The sequence below is a fragment of the Streptomyces sp. 3-6 genome (genome assembly GCF_056323165.1).
This window is the reverse complement of record NZ_JBWHZP010000009.1, coordinates 203,733-222,410: the sequence shown is the minus strand read 5'-3', so window position 1 is coordinate 222,410 and position 18,678 is coordinate 203,733. Positions and strand designations below refer to the sequence as shown.

General features: G+C 72.7%; 15 protein-coding genes. 13 read left to right on the top strand and 2 right to left on the bottom strand.

Annotated elements, in window-relative coordinates; all coding sequences use genetic code 11:
* Positions 1-22: 22 nt before the first annotated feature.
* The 3 genes from AC02VZ_RS14780 to AC02VZ_RS14770 are packed head-to-tail and all read left to right on the top strand — an operon-like array spanning position 23 to position 4,142.
* Positions 23-2,032 (top strand): acetyl/propionyl/methylcrotonyl-CoA carboxylase subunit alpha, encoded by a 2,010-nt coding sequence (locus tag AC02VZ_RS14780; RefSeq protein ID WP_476475567.1) that lies wholly within the window; start codon positions 23-25, stop codon positions 2,030-2,032.
* On the top strand, positions 2,029-2,976 hold the full coding sequence (locus AC02VZ_RS14775) for a hydroxymethylglutaryl-CoA lyase (RefSeq protein WP_476475546.1): 948 nt from the start codon (positions 2,029-2,031) through the stop codon (positions 2,974-2,976). The genes AC02VZ_RS14780 and AC02VZ_RS14775 overlap by 4 nt, the downstream gene beginning before the upstream one ends.
* Positions 2,977-2,981: 5 nt before the next feature.
* A complete protein-coding gene (locus tag AC02VZ_RS14770; RefSeq protein WP_432057023.1) occupies positions 2,982-4,142 on the top strand; it encodes an acyl-CoA dehydrogenase family protein in 1,161 nt (386 codons plus the stop codon).
* Positions 4,143-4,212: 70 nt separating this feature from the next.
* Here the strand turns inward: AC02VZ_RS14770 and AC02VZ_RS14765 are convergent, their stop codons facing one another.
* Complete coding sequence (locus AC02VZ_RS14765; RefSeq protein WP_432057003.1) at positions 4,213-4,560, bottom strand: hypothetical protein; 348 nt, start codon at positions 4,558-4,560, stop codon at positions 4,213-4,215.
* Positions 4,561-4,740: 180 nt separating this feature from the next.
* Between AC02VZ_RS14765 and AC02VZ_RS14760 the strand changes: the two genes are divergently transcribed.
* The 8 genes from AC02VZ_RS14760 (at position 4,741) to glmS (ending at position 15,059) form a co-directional block, all read left to right on the top strand.
* Positions 4,741-5,784: an ABC transporter substrate-binding protein gene (locus AC02VZ_RS14760; RefSeq protein WP_476475545.1), complete on the top strand. Its 1,044-nt coding sequence runs from the start codon at positions 4,741-4,743 to the stop codon at positions 5,782-5,784.
* Positions 5,785-6,801: 1,017 nt separating this feature from the next.
* The gene (desA, locus tag AC02VZ_RS14755; protein ID WP_476475544.1) at positions 6,802-8,244 is read left to right on the top strand and encodes a lysine decarboxylase DesA; all 1,443 of its coding nucleotides are present in this window, start codon (positions 6,802-6,804) and stop codon (positions 8,242-8,244) included.
* Positions 8,228-9,529 (top strand): lysine N(6)-hydroxylase/L-ornithine N(5)-oxygenase family protein, encoded by a 1,302-nt coding sequence (locus tag AC02VZ_RS14750; RefSeq protein ID WP_476475543.1) that lies wholly within the window; start codon positions 8,228-8,230, stop codon positions 9,527-9,529. The genes desA and AC02VZ_RS14750 overlap by 17 nt, the downstream gene beginning before the upstream one ends.
* Positions 9,526-10,065 (top strand): GNAT family N-acetyltransferase, encoded by a 540-nt coding sequence (locus tag AC02VZ_RS14745; RefSeq protein WP_476475542.1) that lies wholly within the window; start codon positions 9,526-9,528, stop codon positions 10,063-10,065. The genes AC02VZ_RS14750 and AC02VZ_RS14745 overlap by 4 nt, the downstream gene beginning before the upstream one ends.
* Positions 10,062-11,834 carry an IucA/IucC family protein gene (locus AC02VZ_RS14740; protein WP_432056998.1) on the top strand — a complete coding sequence of 591 codons (1,773 nt, stop codon included), beginning with the start codon at positions 10,062-10,064 and terminating at the stop codon, positions 11,832-11,834. Before AC02VZ_RS14745 ends, AC02VZ_RS14740 begins: the two co-directional genes overlap by 4 nt.
* Positions 11,835-11,931: 97 nt before the next feature.
* On the top strand, positions 11,932-12,849 hold the full coding sequence (locus AC02VZ_RS14735) for a DUF4429 domain-containing protein (RefSeq protein ID WP_476475541.1): 918 nt from the start codon (positions 11,932-11,934) through the stop codon (positions 12,847-12,849).
* A gap of 85 nt (positions 12,850-12,934) precedes the next feature.
* Positions 12,935-13,192, top strand: a complete 258-nt coding sequence (locus tag AC02VZ_RS14730; protein WP_476475540.1) for a hypothetical protein — start codon at positions 12,935-12,937, stop codon at positions 13,190-13,192.
* A gap of 49 nt (positions 13,193-13,241) precedes the next feature.
* Complete coding sequence (gene glmS, locus AC02VZ_RS14725; RefSeq protein ID WP_362090045.1) at positions 13,242-15,059, top strand: glutamine--fructose-6-phosphate transaminase (isomerizing); 1,818 nt, start codon at positions 13,242-13,244, stop codon at positions 15,057-15,059.
* Positions 15,060-15,673: 614 nt separating this feature from the next.
* Here glmS and AC02VZ_RS14720 read toward each other — a convergent pair.
* Positions 15,674-16,201, bottom strand: a complete 528-nt coding sequence (locus AC02VZ_RS14720; RefSeq protein WP_362090047.1) for a universal stress protein — start codon at positions 16,199-16,201, stop codon at positions 15,674-15,676.
* A gap of 337 nt (positions 16,202-16,538) precedes the next feature.
* Between AC02VZ_RS14720 and AC02VZ_RS14715 the strand changes: the two genes are divergently transcribed.
* Both AC02VZ_RS14715 and AC02VZ_RS14710 read left to right on the top strand, forming a co-directional pair.
* Positions 16,539-16,826, top strand: a complete 288-nt coding sequence (locus tag AC02VZ_RS14715) for a hypothetical protein (RefSeq protein WP_476475539.1) — start codon at positions 16,539-16,541, stop codon at positions 16,824-16,826.
* A 410-nt stretch (positions 16,827-17,236) separates the two neighbouring features.
* The gene (locus AC02VZ_RS14710) at positions 17,237-18,508 is read left to right on the top strand and encodes a helix-turn-helix domain-containing protein (RefSeq protein WP_432056995.1); all 1,272 of its coding nucleotides are present in this window, start codon (positions 17,237-17,239) and stop codon (positions 18,506-18,508) included.
* Positions 18,509-18,678: the final 170 nt, after the last annotated feature.

Here is an 18,678-nt window from a genome sequence, read left to right as displayed (position 1 = left end):
CGCGGACGGGACGGCGCCGCGGATGTTCGACACGGTCCTGGTGGCCAACCGGGGCGAGATCGCGGTCCGTGTCATCCGCACCCTGCGGGCGATGGGCGTGCGCGCGGTGGCGGTGTACTCCGACGCGGACGCCGACGCCCGGCACGTGCGGGAGGCCGACACGGCCGTGCGGATCGGCCCGGCCCCGGCGGCGGAGAGCTACCTGTCGGTGGAGCGGCTGCTGGAGGCCGCCGCCCGCACCGGCGCGCAGGCGGTGCACCCGGGGTACGGCTTCCTCGCGGAGAACGCCGGTTTCGCGCGGGCTTGCGCGGAGGCGGGGCTGGTGTTCATCGGCCCGCCGGCCGAGGCGATCTCCCTGATGGGGGACAAGATCCGCGCCAAGGAGACCGTGAAGGCGGCCGGGGTGCCGGTGGTGCCCGGCTCCAGCGGCAGCGGGCTGAGCGACGCCCGGCTCGTCGAGGCCGCCCGCGCCATCGGCATGCCGGTGCTGCTGAAGCCGTCGGCGGGCGGTGGCGGCAAGGGCATGCGCCTGGTGCGGGACGAGGAGCGGCTGGCGGAGGAGATCGCCGCCGCCCGCCGCGAGGCCCGCGCCTCCTTCGGTGACGACACGCTGCTGGTGGAGCGGTGGGTCGACCGCCCCCGGCACATCGAGATCCAGGTGCTGGCCGACGGCCACGGGAACGTGGTGCACCTGGGCGAGCGCGAGTGCTCCCTCCAGCGCCGGCACCAGAAGATCATCGAGGAGGCGCCCAGTGTGCTCCTCGACGAGGAGACCCGGGCGGCGATGGGCGAGGCGGCCGTGCAGGCGGCCCGCTCCTGCGGCTACCGGGGCGCGGGCACGGTGGAGTTCATCGTCCCGGGCGACGACCCGGCGTCCTACTACTTCATGGAGATGAACACCCGCCTGCAGGTGGAGCACCCGGTCACCGAGCTGGTCACCGGGCTGGACCTGGTCGAGTGGCAGCTGCGGGTGGCCGCGGGCGAGCCGCTGGCGTTCGGGCAGGACGACGTCCGGCTCACCGGTCACGCGGTGGAGGCCCGGATCTGCGCCGAGGACCCGGCGCGCGGCTTCCTGCCCTCCGGCGGCACCGTGCTGCGGCTGCACGAGCCGCAGGGCGACGGCGTGCGCACCGACTCCGGGCTCGGCGAGGGCACCGAGGTCGGCAGCCTGTACGACCCGATGCTGTCCAAGGTGATCGCGTACGGCCCGGACCGGGCGAGCGCGCTGCGCACCCTGCGGGCGGCCCTGGCCCGGACGGTCACCCTCGGCGTGCAGACCAACGCCGGGTTCCTGCGGCGGCTGCTCGCGCACCCCGCGGTGGTGGCCGGCGACCTGGACACCGGGCTGGTGGAGCGCGAGGCGGGCGCCCTGGCGACGGACGAGGTGCCGGCCGAGGCGTACGCGGCGGCGGCGCTGCTGCGGCAGCGCGCCCTCGCGGCCCCGGCGGACGGCTCCGGCTGGGCCGACCCGTTCGCCGCGACGAGCGGCTGGCGGTTGGGCGGGCGGCGGGCGTGGACCACGCACCACCTGCGCGTCCCGGGCCGCGACCCGGTGGCCGTGCGGGTGCGGGAGACGGCCGACGGCGGCACGGACCTGCTGCTGCCGGGCGCCGACGCCCCCGTGCGGGGTTCGGCGGGCGTGCTGGACGGCGGCGGGTTCACCTTCGCGCTGGACGGCGTCACCCACACGTTCGCCGCGCTGCCGGACGGCACCTGGCTGGGCCGGGACGGCGACGCCTGGCAGGTGCGGGACCACGACCCGGTCGAGGAGTCCCTCAGCCGGGCGGGCCGGGCGGGCGCCGACTCGCTGACCGCGCCGATGCCGGGCACGGTGACGGTGGTGAAGGTCGCCGTCGGCGACACCGTGGACGCCGGCCAGAGCCTGCTGGTGGTGGAGGCGATGAAGATGGAGCACGTCGTCTCCGCCCCGCACGCGGGCACGGTCACCGAGCTGGACGTGGCCCCCGGCACCACGGTCGCCATGGACCAGGTGCTGGCGGTCATCGCCCCGGCGGAGAAGGAGACGGCATGAACGCGCACGAGCGGGGGCTGCCGATGGCCGTACCGGCCGAGGGCCTGCCCGCCCGGGTCCGCATCCACGAGGTGGGAGCGCGCGACGGCCTGCAGAACGAGCAGGGTGTCGTCCCGGTGGAGGTGAAGGCGGAGTTCGTGCGCCGCCTCGCCGGGGCCGGCCTGACCACGATCGAGGCGACCAGCTTCGTCCACCCCAGGTGGGTCCCCCAGCTGGCGGACGCCGAGGAGCTGTTCCCGCGGGTGAGCGACCTCCCCGTGGACCTGCCGGTGCTGGTGCCCAACGAGCGCGGGCTGGACCGCGCGCTGGCGCTCGGCGCCCGCCGGGTGGCGGTGTTCGCCAGCGCCACGGAGTCCTTCGCCCGCGCCAACCTCAACCGCTCGCTGGACGAGGCGCTCGCCATGTTCGAGCCGGTGGTCCGGCGGGCCAAGGCGGACGACGTGCACGTCCGGGGCTACCTGTCGATGTGCTTCGGCGACCCCTGGGAGGGCGCGGTCGAGGTCGGGCAGGTGGTCCGGGTGTGCCGGGCCCTGCTGGACATGGGCTGCGACGAGCTGAGCCTCGGCGACACCATCGGCGTGGCGACCCCGGGCCACGTGAGCGCGTTGCTCGACGCCCTCGCCGCCGAGGGCGTGCCGGTGGGCGTGGTGGGCGTGCACTTCCACGACACCTACGGCCAGGCCCTGTCCAACACCCTGACCGCGCTGCGGCACGGCGTCACCACCGTGGACGCCTCGGCCGGCGGGCTCGGCGGCTGCCCGTACGCGAAGTCCGCCACCGGAAACCTCGCCACCGAAGACCTGGTGTGGATGCTGCGCGGTCTCGGCATCGACACCGGCGTCGACCTCGGCCGCCTCGTCGCCACCAGCGCGTGGATGGCCGGACACCTGGGCCGACCCAGCCCGTCCCGCACCGTACGAGCCCTCTCCCACCAGGAGTCGTGACGACCATGAACCACAAGCTCTCCCCCGAACTGGAAGAACTCCGGCGCACCGTGGAGGAGTTCGCGCACGACGTGGTGGCGCCGAAGATCGGCGACTTCTACGAGCGGCACGAGTTCCCGTACGAGATCGTGCGGGAGATGGGCCGCATGGGCCTGTTCGGCCTGCCGTTCCCGGAGGAGTACGGCGGCATGGGCGGCGACTACTTCGCGCTCGGGGTGGCCCTGGAGGAACTGGCCCGGGTGGACTCGTCGGTGGCCATCACCCTGGAGGCGGGGGTGTCGCTGGGCGCGATGCCGCTGCACCTGTTCGGCACCGAGGAGCAGAAGCGGACCTGGCTTCCGCGCCTGTGCTCGGGCGAGATCCTGGGCGCGTTCGGGCTGACGGAGCCGGACGGCGGCAGCGACGCCGGCGCGACCCGCACCACGGCCCGGCTGGACGAGGCGACGAACGAGTGGGTGATCAACGGCACCAAGTGCTTCATCACCAACTCGGGCACGGACATCACGGGCCTGGTGACGGTCACCGCGGTCACCGGCCGCAAGCCGGACGGCAAGCCGCTGATCTCGGCGATCATCGTCCCGTCGGGCACCCCGGGGTTCACGGTGGCGGCGCCCTACTCGAAGGTCGGCTGGAACGCCTCGGACACCCGGGAGCTGTCGTTCCAGGACGTGCGGGTGCCGGCGGCGAACCTGCTGGGCGAGGAGGGGCGCGGCTACGCCCAGTTCCTGCGCATCCTGGACGAGGGCCGGATCGCCATCGCGGCGCTGGGCACGGGCCTGGCGCAGGGCTGTGTGGACGAGTCGGTGAAGTACGCCAGGGAGCGGCACGCCTTCGGCCGGCCGATCGGCGCCAACCAGGCGATCCAGTTCAAGATCGCGGACATGGAGATGAAGGCGCACACGGCCCGGCTGGCGTGGCGGGACGCGGCGAGCCGGCTGGTCGCCGGGGAGCCGTTCAAGAAGGAGGCGGCGCTGGCGAAGCTGTACTCCTCCACGGTGGCGGTGGACAACGCCCGGGAGGCCACGCAGATCCACGGCGGGTACGGCTTCATGAACGAGTACCCGGTGGCGCGGATGTGGCGCGACTCGAAGATCCTGGAGATCGGCGAGGGCACGAGTGAGGTGCAGCGGATGCTGATCGCACGGGAGTTGGGGCTGACGGGCTGAGCGGGCCCGGCCCGGCCCGTGGGCGGCGTCCCGCGCGGGGCGCCGCCCGTCGGCGGCCGGACGGACCGCGCTATCCCTCGACGAGGGCGAACAGCGTGGTCAGGAACACCATCGGCGTGACCAACAGGGCCGCGCCGACGGCCCAGTAGCGGCGCCGGGAGACGTCGGGCACCGCACGGCGGGCCAGGGAGCCCAGGGGCAGCCAGAGGGCCAGGAACACGGCCCACAGGGCGACGAGGACGACGATCCAGGGCAGCATGCCGTCGTTCTCCGTGGGTTCGCGGGTCGTGAGGCCCCACCGCGCCAGCGGGAAGTTCGCCGCGAACATCATGGACAGCCACAGCGGCACGACGGCCACCACGCCGAGGATCAGGTGCACGGCGACGGGCGGACCCCACCGGCGTATCGCCTCCCCCATCGCACCCCCTCACGTGACCGGTATCACGGTACAGAGCGGGCATCACGCCGCCTTCGGCGGGGGAAGCACAGGGCAACCCCTGGACAGTGCCTGAGGTTAGGCTAACCTAAGGCTGTTTCCGGCCCGGGGGCGCGCACCCGCGCACCCACCGGCTCCGTACGCACGAAAGCGAACCGACCCATGTCGCATTCCAGAACCGCCCGCCTCTCCCGTCGCGGACTGCTCACCGCCGGCGGTGTCCTCGGACTCGGCGCCGCGCTCGCGGCCTGTGGGGGCGACGACGCGAAAAGCGGCGGCTCGGAGTCGAAGAAGGACACCGGGTCCGGTCCCTGGAGCTTCAAGGACGACCGCGGCACCACGGTGAAGCTGGACAAGGCCCCCGCGAACATCGTGGCGTTCACCGGTGTCGCCGCCGCCCTGTACGACTACGGCGTCCAGGTCAAGGGCGTGTTCGGCCCGACCGAGACCAAGGACGGCAAGGCCGATGTCCAGGCCGGTGACATGGACATCAGCAAGGTGACCATCCTGGGCAACGTCTGGGACCAGTTCAACGTCGAGAAGTACGCGGCCCTGGCGCCCGACGTGCTCATCTCCACCATGTTCGACGACACCGGCACCCTCTGGTACGTCCCCGAGGCGTCCAAGGACAAGATCGCCAAGCTGGCCCCGAGCGTCGGCATCTCCGTCTACGACCGTCAGCTGACCGGCCCGCTGCAGCGCATGTGGGAGCTGGCCGAGTCGCTCGGCGGCGACATGAAGGCGGCGAAGGCGACCGACGCCAAGAAGCGCTTCGAGGAGGCGTCGGAGCGGCTGCGCAAGGCCGTCAAGGCGAACCCCGGCATCAAGGTGATGGCCGGCTCCGCCAGCCAGGAGATCTTCTACGTCTCCGGCACCAACCTCTCCATCGACCTGGAGTACTTCAAGGCCCTCGGCGTGGACTTCGTCGAGCCGCCGGAGAAGGCCAAGGCCGAGGGCGGCGGCTGGTTCGAGAGCCTGAGCTGGGAGAACGTCGACAAGTACCCGGCCGACATCATCATGATGGACGACCGCACCTCGGCCATCCAGCCCGCCGACATCAGCGAGGCGACCTGGAAGAAGCTGCCCGCCGTCAAGGCCGGCCAGGTCATCCCGCGCGCCGCCGAGCCGATCCTGTCGTACGACAAGTGCGTGCCGGTCGTCGAGCGTCTCGCCGAGGCCATCGAGAAGGCCAAGAAGGTCAGCTGACCCGACGTCCGGACCGTCCCCGCCCGCACCCGACGGCGAGGCCGCACCCGTGACTCCGGTCGCAGCCGCCCCGTTCCGTTCCCGGCCCCACGGGCCGTACGGACGGGGCGGCTCGGGCCGTCCCCGGCGCGGGTCGGCGCACCGCCAGGTGCCCGGTCCGGACGGCCGCGCGCCGGTGCCGGGCCCACCGGCCCCGGTCACCGGGCGCTGCCCCTCGGGCCCGACGCCGCCGACGACAGCGCCTTCCGGTTCCAAGGCCGCCCGGACGCCGATGCGGTGCCGCCGTGGGCCGACGGGACCGCGCTGCCCGCGGCGGCGGATCCTGGGGTCACTGCCGGCCGGGGCCCCCGGGCTCCGCGCCCGGCTCGAAGTGCCGTACTCCAGTGACGTGTTGGGCCGGGGCACCCACCACCACCGACCCGGCCGGGGCCGAGGCCGCGAGATCAACCGGTTCGGGCGGGACGACACGCCTCCGGGTCCGGACACCCCTCCGGGGCCAGGACTCCCACGCCGGGCCTCCCCGGCCCGGGGCCTCCCCGGGCCGGGGCCCACAGGCCGACTCTCCCTGCCGAGCCGCCCCAACCCCTTCCCCCGGCACCCCCTTTGGCCCGGGACACCGTCCGCGGCGCCGCACTCCCCCGCACGGAACGGGCGGGCGTCCGTACGGGACGTCGGTGAGGCCGGCGGTGTGAGCCGCCTGCGGCGGCCCTTCGTCCGCGAACGCGGCACCGACCGGCGCCGGGTGACGTCCGCGGGGCCCGCGACACGCGACGACCGTGCATCCGCTGCGGCGAACAGGGTTGATTTCAGCCGCAGTTGGCGCAGAACCGGCGCTCCGGCCGTGACCGCGGTCACGATGGACACCCGGAGGTCCCGAACAGTATGAGGTTAGGCTAACCTAAGTCCCGCTTCGGCCTCGCGCCGTGCGCCGCACCGGCCCGCTCACCGACCCGCGCCGTACCGTGCCCGGCCCGCTCTTCCCACCGCACCGGACCGTCCCCACCGGAGGACCCCCACATGCGCTCGCACCTGCTCAACGACACCACCGCGGAGCGGTACCGCAGGTCCGTCACCCAAGGAGTCGAGCGGGTGGCCGCCAGACTGGCCGCCACCGAACGGCCGTTCACCGGCGTCACGGCCGACGACCTCTCCCCCCTCATCGAGCGGATCGACCTCGACCGGCCGCTGCTGAACACCACGGCCGCGCTCGACGAGCTGGAGGAGGTCTACCTCCGGGACGCCGTCTACTTCCACCACCCCCGCTACCTCGCCCACCTCAACTGCCCGGTCGTCATCCCGGCCGTGCTCGGCGAGGCGGTGCTGTCCGCCGTCAACTCCTCACTGGACACCTGGGACCAGTCGGCCGGCGGCACCCTGATCGAGCGCAAGCTGATCGACTGGACCACCGCCCGCATCGGCCTCGGGCCCGCCGCCGACGGGGTGTTCACCTCCGGCGGCACCCAGTCCAACCTCCAGGCGCTGCTGCTGGCCCGCGAGGAGGCCAAGACCCAGTTCCCCGCGCGGCTGCGCGTCTTCGCCTCCGAGGTCAGCCACTTCAGCGTGCAGAAGTCCGCGAAGCTGCTGGGCCTCGGACCGGACGCGGTGGTCTCCCTCCCCGTGGACCAGGACAAGCGCCTGCAGACCGTCGCCCTGGCACGGGAGTTGGAGCGCTGCGCCGCCGAGGGCCTGGTCCCGATGGCGGTCGTCGCCACCGCGGGCACCACCGACTTCGGCTCCATCGACCCGCTGCCGGAGATCGCCGAACTGTGCGAGCGGTACGGCACCTGGCTGCACGTGGACGCCGCCTACGGCTGCGGCCTGCTCACCTCGCTGAAGAACCGGGACCGCCTGGCGGGCATCGAGCACGCCGACTCGGTGACCGTGGACTACCACAAGTCCTTCTTCCAGCCGGTGAGTTCGTCCGCCGTGCTGGTGCGCGACGCGGCCACCCTGCGGCACGCCACCTACCACGCGGAGTACCTCAACCCGCGCCGAACGGTGACCGAGCGGATCCCCAACCAGGTCGACAAGTCCCTGCAGACGACCCGCCGCTTCGACGCGCTGAAGCTGTGGATGACGCTGCGCGTGATGGGCGCGGACGGCATCGGCGCCCTGTTCGACGAGGTGTGCGACCTGGCCGCCGAGGGGTGGAAGCTGCTGGCCGCCGACCCCCGCTTCGACGTGGTCGTCGAGCCCTCGCTGTCCACGCTCGTCTTCCGCTACGTCCCGGCCGCCGTCACCGACCCGGCCGAGATCGACCGGGCCAACCTCTACGCCCGCAAAGCGCTGTTCGCCTCCGGGGACGCCGTCGTCGCCGGCACCAAGGTCGCCGGGCGGCACTACCTGAAGTTCACCCTGCTGAACCCCGAGACCACGACGGCCGACATCGAAGCCGTCCTCGACCTGATCGCCGGCCACGCCGAGCAGTACCTGGGAGAGTCCCTTGACCGCGCTTGCTGACACCGAAGCCACCACCGGCACCGTCCACGACTTCGTGGCGATCGGGCTGGGCCCCTTCAACCTGGGCCTGGCCTGCCTCACCGAGCCGATCGCCGAACTCGACGGGGTGTTCCTGGAGTCCAAGCCGGACTTCGAGTGGCACGCCGGGATGTTCCTCGACGGCGCGCACCTGCAGACGCCGTTCATGTCGGACCTGGTCACGCTCGCCGACCCCACGTCCCCGTACTCCTTCCTCAACTACCTGAAGGAGAAGGGCCGGCTGTACTCGTTCTACATCCGGGAGAACTTCTACCCGCTGCGCGTGGAGTACGACGACTACTGCCGCTGGGCCGCCGCGCAGCTGAGCAGCATCCGCTTCGGCACCACGGTCACCGAGGTCACCTACGAGGAGGCCGACGGGGTGTACGCGGTCCGCACCGGGGCCGGGGACACCTACCGCGGCCGTCACCTGGTGCTGGGCACCGGCACCGTCCCGTACGTGCCCGAGCCGTGCCGCGGGCTGGAGGGCGGCCTGTTCCACAACGCGCAGTACGTGCACCGGCGGGACGAGCTGCGCGGCAAGGAGTCGGTCACGATCGTCGGCAGCGGGCAGAGCGCCGCCGAGATCTACTACGAGCTGCTGTCGGAGATCGACGTCCACGGCTACCGGCTCAACTGGGTCACCCGCTCCCCGCGGTTCTTCCCGCTGGAGTACACCAAGCTGACCCTGGAGATGACCTCGCCGGACTACATCGACTACTTCCGGGCGCTGCCGGAGGAGACCCGCTACCGGCTGGAGAAGCAGCAGAAGGGCCTGTTCAAGGGCATCAACTCCGACCTCGTCGACGCGATCTTCGACCTGCTGTACCAGAAGAACGTGGAGAGCCGCGGCCGGGGCGTCGCCACCCGGCTTCTCACCAACTCCACTCTCAGGAAAGCGCGTTGGGAGGACGGCGCCTACACGCTGGGCTTCCACCAGGACGAGCAGGACAAGGACTTCGAGATCCGCACCGAGGGCCTGGTGCTGGCCACCGGCTACCACTACGAGCCGCCGGCCTTCCTGGAACCGGTCCGCGACCGGCTGCGGCTGGACGGCCACGGCCGGTTCGACGTGGCCCGCAACTACACCATCGACGTGACCGGCCGCGGCGTGTTCCTGCAGAACGCCGGGGTGCACACGCACAGCGTCACCAGCCCCGACCTGGGGATGGGCCCGTACCGCAACAGCTCCATCATCCGCGAGCTGCTGGGCCGCGAGGTCTACCCGGTCGAGAAGTCCATCGCGTTCCAGGAGTTCTCCGTATGACCATCGGCACCTTCACCTTCCGCCCGCTGGACCCGCTGCGCGACGCGGAGCTGCTGCACGGCTGGGTGACGCACCCCAAGGCCGCGTTCTGGATGATGCAGGACGCGAAGCTGCAGGACGTCGAGCGCGAGTACATGCGCATCGCCGCCCACGAGCACCACCACGCCCACCTGGGCCTGCACGACGGCGAGCCGGCGTTCCTGATGGAGCGCTACGACCCCCGGTACGTCGAGCTGACCGGCCTGTACGACCCCGAGCCGGGGGACGTGGGCATGCACTTCCTGGTCGCCCCCACCGACCGGCCGGTGCACGGCTTCACGAAGGCCGTCATCACCGCCGTGATGGAGGAGCTGTTCGCCGACCCGGCGACCCGCAGGGTCGTGGTGGAGCCGGACGTCGGCAACAAGGCCGTGCACGCGCTGAACGAGGCCGTCGGCTTCGTCCCCGAGCGTGAGATCGACAAGCCGGAGAAGCGCGCGCTGCTGAGCTTCTGCACCCGCGAGCAGTTCGAGGCCGCCCGAGGAGCAACCGCATGACCCCGTCCGACGCCGTGGCGCACCTGTCCCCGTCCCGCTGGGCGCGGGCCAACCGCCTGCTGGTCCGCAAGGCGCTCGCCGAGTTCGCCCACGAGCGGCTCATCACCCCCGAGGCCACCGGCGACGGCGGCTATGTCGTGCGCTCCGACGACGGCCTGACGGAGTACCGCTTCACCGCCGTCCGCCGGGCCCTGGACCACTGGCAGGTGGACGCCGAGTCCATCTCCCGGCACCGGGGTGAGGAGGAGCTGCCGCTGGAGGCACTGGACCTCGTCATCGAGCTGCAGAAGGCGCTGGGCCTGAGCGACGAGGTGCTGCCGGTGTACCTGGAGGAGATCTCCTCCACCCTCTCCGGCACCTGCTACAAGCTGACCAAGCCGCAGGTCACCTCGGCCGAGTTGGCCGGCGCCGGGTTCCAGGCCATCGAGACCGGCATGACCGAGGGCCACCCCTGCTTCGTCGCCAACAACGGGCGGCTCGGCTTCGGCGTGGACGAGTACCGGGCGTACGCGCCGGAGGCGGCGGCCCCGGTGAGGCTGGTGTGGCTGGCCGCGCACCGCTCGCGGGCCGCGTTCACGGCGGGCGTCGGCATCGACTACGAGTCGTTCGTCCGCCAGGAACTGGGCGCCGCAACCGTCGCCCGCTTCGACGGCGTGCTGCGCGAGCAGGGCCTGGACCCGGCCGACTACCTGCTGATACCGGTCCACCCCTGGCAGTGGTGGAACAAACTCACCGTCACCTTTGCCGCCGAGGTCGCCCGCCGCCATCTGGTGTGCCTCGGGGAGGGTGACGACGAGTACCTGGCCCAGCAGTCCATCCGGACCTTCTTCAACACCTCGCACCCCGAGAAGCACTACGTCAAGACGGCCCTGTCGGTGCTGAACATGGGCTTCATGCGGGGCCTGTCCGCCGCCTACATGGAGGCCACCCCGGCCATCAACGACTGGCTGGCCCGGCTCATCGAGGGCGACCCGGTGCTGCGCTCGACGGGCCTGTCGATCATCCGGGAGCGGGCCGCGGTCGGGTACCGGCACCTGGAGTACGAGCGGGCGACGGACCGCTCCTCCCCGTACCGCAAGATGCTGGCCGCGCTGTGGCGGGAGAGCCCGGTGGCCTCGCTGGGCGAGGGCGAGACGCTGGCCACCATGGCGTCCCTGGTCCACGTGGACCACGAGGGGACGTCGTTCGCGGGCGCGCTGATCGAGCGGTCGGGGCTGGCCCCGGCCGAGTGGCTGCGGCGCTACCTGGACGCCTACTACACCCCGCTGCTGCACTGCTTCTACGCCTACGACCTGGCCTTCATGCCGCACGGCGAGAACGTGATCCTGGTGCTGCGCGACGGGGTCGTGCAGCGGGCCGTCTACAAGGACATCGCCGAGGAGATCGTGGTCATGGACCCGGACGCGGTGCTGCCGCCGGAGGTCTCCCGCATCCGTGTGGAGGTGCCGGACGACCAGAAGCTGCTGTCGGTGTTCACCGACGTCTTCGACTGCTTCTTCCGGTTCCTGGCCTCCGACCTGGCCGCCGGGGGCGTCCTGAGCGAGGACGACTTCTGGCGGACGGTCGCCGAGGTCACCCGCGCCTACCAGGCGTCGGTGCCCGAACTCGCCGACAAGTTCGCCCAGTACGACCTGTTCGCGCCCGAGTTCGCGCTGTCCTGCCTCAACCGGCTGCAACTGCGCAACAACCGGCAGATGGTGGACCTCACGGACCCCTCCGGCGCGCTCCAGCTGGTCGGCACCCTGGAGAACCCCCTCGCGGGGCGCTGACCCCACCGGCCCGGCGGGCACCCCGGAGTACGGTCCTCCGGGGTGCCCGCCGCCGTGCGGGGCCCGTGGGGCGCCGCACGGGTGGAAGAATCTCTCCATGGTGGAAATCATCCAGAAGGACGGCACCTGGACCTTCGACGGGGAGACCCTGCGGCTGACTCCCGGCCGGGACAAGAGCGTCGGCCTGCTGCGTCGCACGCTCGGTGAACTGCAGGTGCCGCTGCGGGCGTTGGCGGGGATCTCGTTCGAGCAGGGCAAGAAGGCGGGCCGCCTCAGGCTGCGGCTGCGGGACGGCGCCGACCCCCTGCTGCAGGTGTCCGGGGGCCGGCTGACCGAGCCGCACGACCCCTACCAGCTGGTCGTCGAACCCGACCGGTACGGCGTCGCCGAGTACGTCACCGAGGAGGTCCGCAACGCCCTGCTGCTGGACGGGGTTCCCACCGACCCGGTCGACTCCTACCTGCTGCCCGGGCCGTCCCTGCCGCTGTCGGTGTCCGCCGGTGACGGCACGGTGAGCTTCGACGGCGAGCGGGTCCGCCTGGAGTGGAACTGGAAGACCGAGGAGGCCAAGGCCGCCTCCGGGGCCCGCGCGCTCGCCCTCACCGACATAGCCGCCGTGGAGTGGCTGCCCGCGGCCGGACTGGAGAACGGGCACCTGCGGTTCGTGGTGCGCCACGCCCCCGCCAAGACGCCGGCCAAGTACGACCCGAACGCGGTGGAGCTGTGGGGGTTCAAGAAGGACCCGCTGATGGCGCTGGTCGCCGCCGCCGTGCAGGCCCGGCTGCCGCATCCGGCGGCCCGGGACACCGGGGGCGCGCGGACGGAGCGGGACGGTGTCCCGGCCCTGACCGGCGCGGGCACCGCACCGGCCGTTCCGGCCCCCGCCGCACCGGTCGAGGACGGGCACGACGCCCTGCTGCGCCGACTGCGCGAGCTGGGTGAGCTGCACCGGTCCGGGGTGCTGACGGACGAGGAGTTCACCCTGGCGAAGCAGGCGATCCTCAAGCGGATGTAGGCCCTCGACGGCCAATCGGACGCAGTCCTGCCCGATATCGGGCAGATTTCTTGCGCAGGGCCCCGTCATACTTCAGGATCGTCGGGTGCACGACGAACTTGTTGACCACCTGGCGCGGTCCACGCCCCTCAGCCGGGGCGAGGCGCTGCGTGTGGTCCAGGACGTGCTCGCCTACTTCGACGAGACGACCGAGCAGTTCGTCCGCCGCCGCCACCGGGAGCTCCAGGCCCAGGGCCTGGTCAACGCGGCGATCTTCGAGCGGATCGCGGCGGACCTCGGACACCGTGCGGTGGCCCCGCCGGTGCTCTCACTCCGGCAGCTGCGCCGCATCGTCTACGGCTGAACCCCGCGACATCGTCCACCTCCGACCTCTACGACTAGGAACAACCCATATGTGCGGAATTGTCGGATACATCGGGAGGCGCGAGGTCGCGCCCCTGCTGCTGGAGGGCCTCCAGCGCCTGGAGTACCGGGGCTACGACTCGGCGGGCATCGTCGTCACGTCCCCCAAGGCGTCCGGTCTGAAGATGGTCAAGGCCAAGGGCCGGGTCCGCGACCTGGAGGCGAAGGTACCGGCGCGCTTCAAGGGCACCACCGGCATCGCCCACACCCGCTGGGCCACCCACGGCGCCCCGTCCGACGTCAACGCCCACCCCCACCTGGACGCCGAGGGCAAGGTCGCCGTCGTCCACAACGGCATCATCGACAACGCCGCCGACCTGCGCCGCAAGCTGGAGGCCGACGGGGTCGAGTTCCTCTCCGAGACGGACACCGAGGTGCTCACCCACCTCATCGCCCGCTCGCAGGCCGTGGAGCTGGAGGACAAGGTCCGCGACACGCTGCGCCTCGTCGAGGGCACCTACGGCATCGCCGTGCTGCACGCCGACTTCCCCGACCGCATCGTCGTGGCCCGCAACGGCTCGCCCGTCGTGCTCGGCATCGGCGAGAAGGAGATGTTCGTCGCCTCCGACATCGCCGCCCTGGTCGCCCACACCCGGCAGATCGTCACCCTCGACGACGGCGAGATGGCCACCCTCAAGGCGGACGACTTCCGCACGTACACCACCGAGGGCACCCGCACCACCGCCGAGCCGACCACCGTGGAGTGGGAAGCCGCCTCCTACGACATGGGCGGCCACGACACCTACATGCACAAGGAGATCCACGAGCAGGCCGAGGCCGTGGACCGGGTGCTGCGCGGCCGGATCGAGGACCGCTTCGCCACCGTGCGCCTCGGCGGCCTGAACCTGGACGCCCGTGAGGCCCGCCGGATCCGCCGGGTCAAGATCCTCGGCTGCGGCACCTCGTACCACGCGGGCATGATCGGCGCCCAGATGATCGAGGAGCTGGCGCGCATCCCCGCCGACGCCGAGCCGGCCTCCGAGTTCCGCTACCGCGACGCGGTCGTCGACCCGGACACCCTGTACATCGCCGTCTCCCAGTCGGGCGAGACCTACGACGTGCTGGCGGCCGTGCAGGAGCTCAAGCGCAAGGGCGCGCGGGTGCTCGGCGTGGTCAACGTCGTCGGTTCCGCGATCGCCCGGGAGGCCGACGGCGGCGTCTACGTGCACGCCGGCCCCGAGGTGTGCGTGGTGTCCACCAAGTGCTTCACCAACACCACGGTCGCCTTCGCCCTGCTCGCGCTGCACCTGGGCCGCACCCGTGACCTGTCGGTGCGCGACGGCAAGCGGATCATCGAGGGCCTGCGCCGGCTGCCGGAGCAGATCGCCGAGATCATGGAGCAGGAGGGGGAGATCGAGAAGCTGGCCCAGCAGTACGCCGAGGCCCGCTCGATGCTCTTCATCGGCCGGGTGCGGGGCTACCCGGTGGCCCGCGAGGCGTCCCTGAAGCTCAAGGAGGTCTCGTACATCCACGCCGAGGCCTACCCCGCCTCCGAGCTCAAGCACGGGCCGCTGGCCCTGATCGAGCCGGCGCTGCCCACGGTCGCGATCGTGCCGGACGACGACCTGCTGGAGAAGAACCGCGCGGCCATGGAGGAGATCAAGGCCCGCAGCGGCCAGATCCTCGCCGTCGCCCACCAGGAGCAGGAGAAGGCCGACCACACGATCGTGGTGCCGAAGAACGAGGACGAGCTGGACCCCATCCTCATGGGCATCCCGCTGCAACTCCTCGCCTACCACACGGCGTTGGCCCTCGGCCGGGACATCGACAAGCCGCGCAACCTCGCGAAGTCGGTCACGGTCGAGTAGCGAGTAAGGCGACCGGGTCCCTCGGCCCCACGGTACGACCGGCCCCCTCCGCCCCACGGCGCGAGGGGGCCGATCCAGTGCGGGGGCTCGTTTCGCGGGCCGACCCGGTGCGGGGGCTCGGTTTCGGGGGCCGCTGCGGCTCGGGGGTGCTCCGGCTCGGGGCCCTTGCGGGCCGGTTCGCCCCGGGCCCGGTTCACCTCGGACCCGGTGCACTTCCGGGTCGGGGTGGCCGGCCGTGCTTCGTGGGGGCCCCTCGCCGCGGCGGTCCCGCGCCGGGGCCGTCCCCACACCGGCCGGCGCCGCTCCCGGGGCCGCCCGCCGTCCGGGGTGCCGCGCCGGGCCCGGCCCGTCCAGCCGGCGGGCCCGGGTTTGCCCCGGCGCGGGACGGGGACCCGACGGCCGCGGAGAGACACGGGGTACGGCCCCGCCGGCGGGGACACCGGCGGGGCCTTCAGAGCAAGGCGTCGCCCGGTGGACGACGGGACGGGCGGCGGGAGCCACGGCGGCCGATGCGCGGGCGTCGGCGGGACACCCACCGGGAGCGGCAGGATCAGCACGTGGGGCCGTACGACCGTCCACAGGGTGCGGAATGCGCAGTTGTGGGGCGCGGGGTGTCAGGGGATGACGACGACCGGGCGCCGTGCGCGTTTGGCGAGGCGGCCGGCGACGGAGCCGAACAGCCGCCCCACGAGGCCGTGGGTGGAGCCCACGACGATCGCGTCGGCCTCGTACTCCTGCCCCACTTCCTCCAGTTCGTGGCAGATGTCCCCGCCGCGCTCCACCAGGATCCAGGGCACCTCGGCGAGGTACTCCGCGCAGGCGAGTTCGAGTCCGAGCACCTCGGTGCGGTGGTCCGGGACGTCCACGAAGACCGGCGGTTCGCACCCCGCCCACACGGTGGTGGGGAGCCGGTTGGCGACGTGCACGATGATCAGGCCGGAGCTCAGGCGCCGCGCCATGCCGATCGCGTAGGCGAGGGCGCGCTCACTGGAGGTGGAGCCGTCGAAGCCCACCACCACGCCGTGCCGGAAGGCGGGATCGCACGGATGGCGCGCCTCGTCGGCCGCCGGGGACTCGGCCGCCGTGGGGTCGGCGACCGGTCGCTTGCGGTCCGCGGGTTCGAAGAAGTCGTGACCGGCCATGGCTGTCTCGGCGTCGGGATCCTTTGACGGGGGACGACGGGTGCGGCGGAGCTGTGTCCGGGAATCATCTTCCCCACCCCATACCCTCAAGGGTACGGCGGCACTCCTCCTCGGCCCAGTCCTCGCCCCCGCCGGCGGGCGGGTTTCCCGGAGCATGCCCGAGGGGGCGCCCGTGACGCAACGGTTGCTGCGTTGTACAGCTGCTTTGCACAGGATTCAACCAGTGCGGTTCGGCCAGGGCCCCGAAGCGTTGTCCCGGGGCGGGTGCGCGGCCGTGCGGTGACCGACCGCCGGGCGGCGCGTTGAACCCCGTGAACCCGCCCCGAGGGAGCACGCCATGACCGGACCCGTCCCCGCCCGCACCCCGGCCCGCCCGGCCGCGCCGGGCCCGGACGCGGCCGGGGAGCTGGCCCGCTGGTCGGCCTTCGGTTCCGTCCTGACCTGCGCGGTCCTGCTGTGGTGCGGCTGCTCCGCGGTGGACGCGGTGGGGACCGCGGCGGGTCTGGGAGCCGTGGTGGGCGTCGCCCACCGGCTGATCCTCCGCTCCGCGCGGGTGGCCGCGGCCGGCCGCCCCGGGCGTCGCGGCCGACGTCACCGGCACGGCGGCGGAGCCCACCGGGGCTGACGCCGGGGCGGCGTGGAATCACCGGTCGGCTGACCGGTTTCCGTGCACGCGGCCGTAGCTTTTCAGCCAACTTCCGGAACCGGCGAACCCCCCGCCCGGACCACCCCCCAACCCCCGTTTGACCTGCACGGAAGGGGTCCGGGAGGGCACACGCACCCCACAGGGATTGGCCACCGCGACGAGGCGCACTTCCCGACACCCTCCCCGAGTGCAACGCTTCGTGATCGAATGCTTCACGCCAAGTTGCCAAGTCGACAATGCGCCGGGTGCCGAACTGGCCACCGGCGCGCGACCGGACACAGTAGATTCGATCTTGACTGTCTACGGCGGGGGACTCGTGCAGGACCGAGGGGAAACGTGCAGGAGCGACACAACCGAGGAGCCGCGACCACCGAGGGGGGCTTAGCAGTATGAGCCACGACTCCACTGCCACGCAGGACACCGCGGGCCGGAAACTCGCCGGGCGCCGCCGCAAGGAGATCGTCGCGGTGCTGCTGTTCAGCGGCGGCCCCATCTTCGAGAGTTCCATTCCGTTGTCGGTGTTCGGGGTTGACCGCCAGGACGCCGGCGTACCGCGCTACCGCCTGTTGGTGTGCGGGGGCGAGGACGGCCCGCTGCGGACCACAGGGGGCATGGAACTCACCGCGCCACATGGCCTGGAGGCGATCTCCCGGGCGGGCACCGTCGTGGTGCCCGCCTGGCGTTCGATCACCTCACCACCGCCCGACGCGGCGCTCGACGCGCTGCGCCGGGCCCACGAGGAGGGCGCCCGGATCGTCGGGCTGTGCACCGGCGCCTTCGTGCTCGCGGCGGCGGGCCTGCTGGACAGCAGGCCGGCGACCACGCACTGGATGTACGCGCCGACGCTGGCGAAGCGCTATCCGTCGGTGCACGTCGACCCGCGGGAACTCTTCGTGGACGACGGCGACGTGCTGACGTCGGCGGGCACCGCGGCCGGCATCGACCTGTGCCTGCACATCGTGCGCACGGACCACGGCAACGAGGCGGCCGGGGCCCTGGCCCGCCGCCTGGTGGTCCCACCGCGCCGGACCGGCGGTCAGGAGCGCTACCTCGACAGGTCTTTACCGGAGGAGATCGGCGCCGACCCGCTCGCCGAGGTCGTCGCCTGGGCGCTGGAGCACCTCCACGAGCAGTTCGACGTGGAGACGCTGGCGGCCCGCGCGTACATGAGCCGGCGTACGTTCGACCGCCGCTTCCGTTCGCTGACCGGGAGCGCGCCGCTGCAGTGGCTGATCACCCAGCGGGTGCTGCAGGCGCAGCGGCTGCTGGAGACGTCGGACTACTCGGTGGACGAGGTCGCGGGCCGCTGCGGCTTCCGCTCGCCGGTCGCGCTGCGCGGTCACTTCCGGCGCCAGCTGGGCTCCTCCCCGGCCGCGTACCGGGCGGCGTACCGGGCCCGGCGGCCACAGGCCGAGCGGGACCGCGGCCAGGACACCGGCGCGCACGTCCCGGGCGGCGTGCCGCCGGGGCAGCCGAACCACGCCGGCCACCCTCCGGGCCAGCCGGCCTCCGTCGGCCTGCCCCCGGAGGGGTCGGTGCCGCACCAGTCCCGACGGACCGCGGCGGCCGGCGCCCTGGGGCTGGCGGCCTCGGCGGAGGGCGCCCGGGAGGCGTACGTGCCGACCCGGGCGAGCGTGCCCGGGCAGCGGAGCGCGACGTGAGCGGCGACCAACGCGCGGGGCGGCCGGGCGTGACGTGAGGCAGGGGCCCGGCGCCCCGGGAAGGGGTCGGAGGCAGCGCCTCCGGCCCCTTCCGCCTGTCCGGCCGGGGGACCCGGCCGGCCGTCACCACTCCCGGTGAGACCCCGGCAGCGGTGCGCCACCCGCGCGGT

What these genes read in the sequence shown, in the direction of transcription:
- AC02VZ_RS14770 (WP_432057023.1), top strand. Translation starts at nt 2,982, where the DNA reads ATGAACCACAAGCTCTCCCCCGAACTGGAAGAACTCCGGCGCACCGTG.
- desA (WP_476475544.1), top strand. Translation starts at nt 6,802, where the DNA reads ATGCGCTCGCACCTGCTCAACGACACCACCGCGGAGCGGTACCGCAGG.
- AC02VZ_RS14775 (WP_476475546.1), top strand. Translation starts at nt 2,029, where the DNA reads ATGAACGCGCACGAGCGGGGGCTGCCGATGGCCGTACCGGCCGAGGGC.
- AC02VZ_RS14735 (WP_476475541.1), top strand. Translation starts at nt 11,932, where the DNA reads ATGGTGGAAATCATCCAGAAGGACGGCACCTGGACCTTCGACGGGGAG.
- AC02VZ_RS14720 (WP_362090047.1), bottom strand. Translation starts at nt 16,201, where the DNA reads ATGGCCGGTCACGACTTCTTCGAACCCGCGGACCGCAAGCGACCGGTC.
- AC02VZ_RS14715 (WP_476475539.1), top strand. Translation starts at nt 16,539, where the DNA reads ATGACCGGACCCGTCCCCGCCCGCACCCCGGCCCGCCCGGCCGCGCCG.
- AC02VZ_RS14780 (WP_476475567.1), top strand. Translation starts at nt 23, where the DNA reads ATGTTCGACACGGTCCTGGTGGCCAACCGGGGCGAGATCGCGGTCCGT.
- glmS (WP_362090045.1), top strand. Translation starts at nt 13,242, where the DNA reads ATGTGCGGAATTGTCGGATACATCGGGAGGCGCGAGGTCGCGCCCCTG.
- AC02VZ_RS14710 (WP_432056995.1), top strand. Translation starts at nt 17,237, where the DNA reads ATGAGCCACGACTCCACTGCCACGCAGGACACCGCGGGCCGGAAACTC.
- AC02VZ_RS14760 (WP_476475545.1), top strand. Translation starts at nt 4,741, where the DNA reads ATGTCGCATTCCAGAACCGCCCGCCTCTCCCGTCGCGGACTGCTCACC.
- AC02VZ_RS14740 (WP_432056998.1), top strand. Translation starts at nt 10,062, where the DNA reads ATGACCCCGTCCGACGCCGTGGCGCACCTGTCCCCGTCCCGCTGGGCG.
- AC02VZ_RS14745 (WP_476475542.1), top strand. Translation starts at nt 9,526, where the DNA reads ATGACCATCGGCACCTTCACCTTCCGCCCGCTGGACCCGCTGCGCGAC.
- AC02VZ_RS14765 (WP_432057003.1), bottom strand. Translation starts at nt 4,560, where the DNA reads ATGGGGGAGGCGATACGCCGGTGGGGTCCGCCCGTCGCCGTGCACCTG.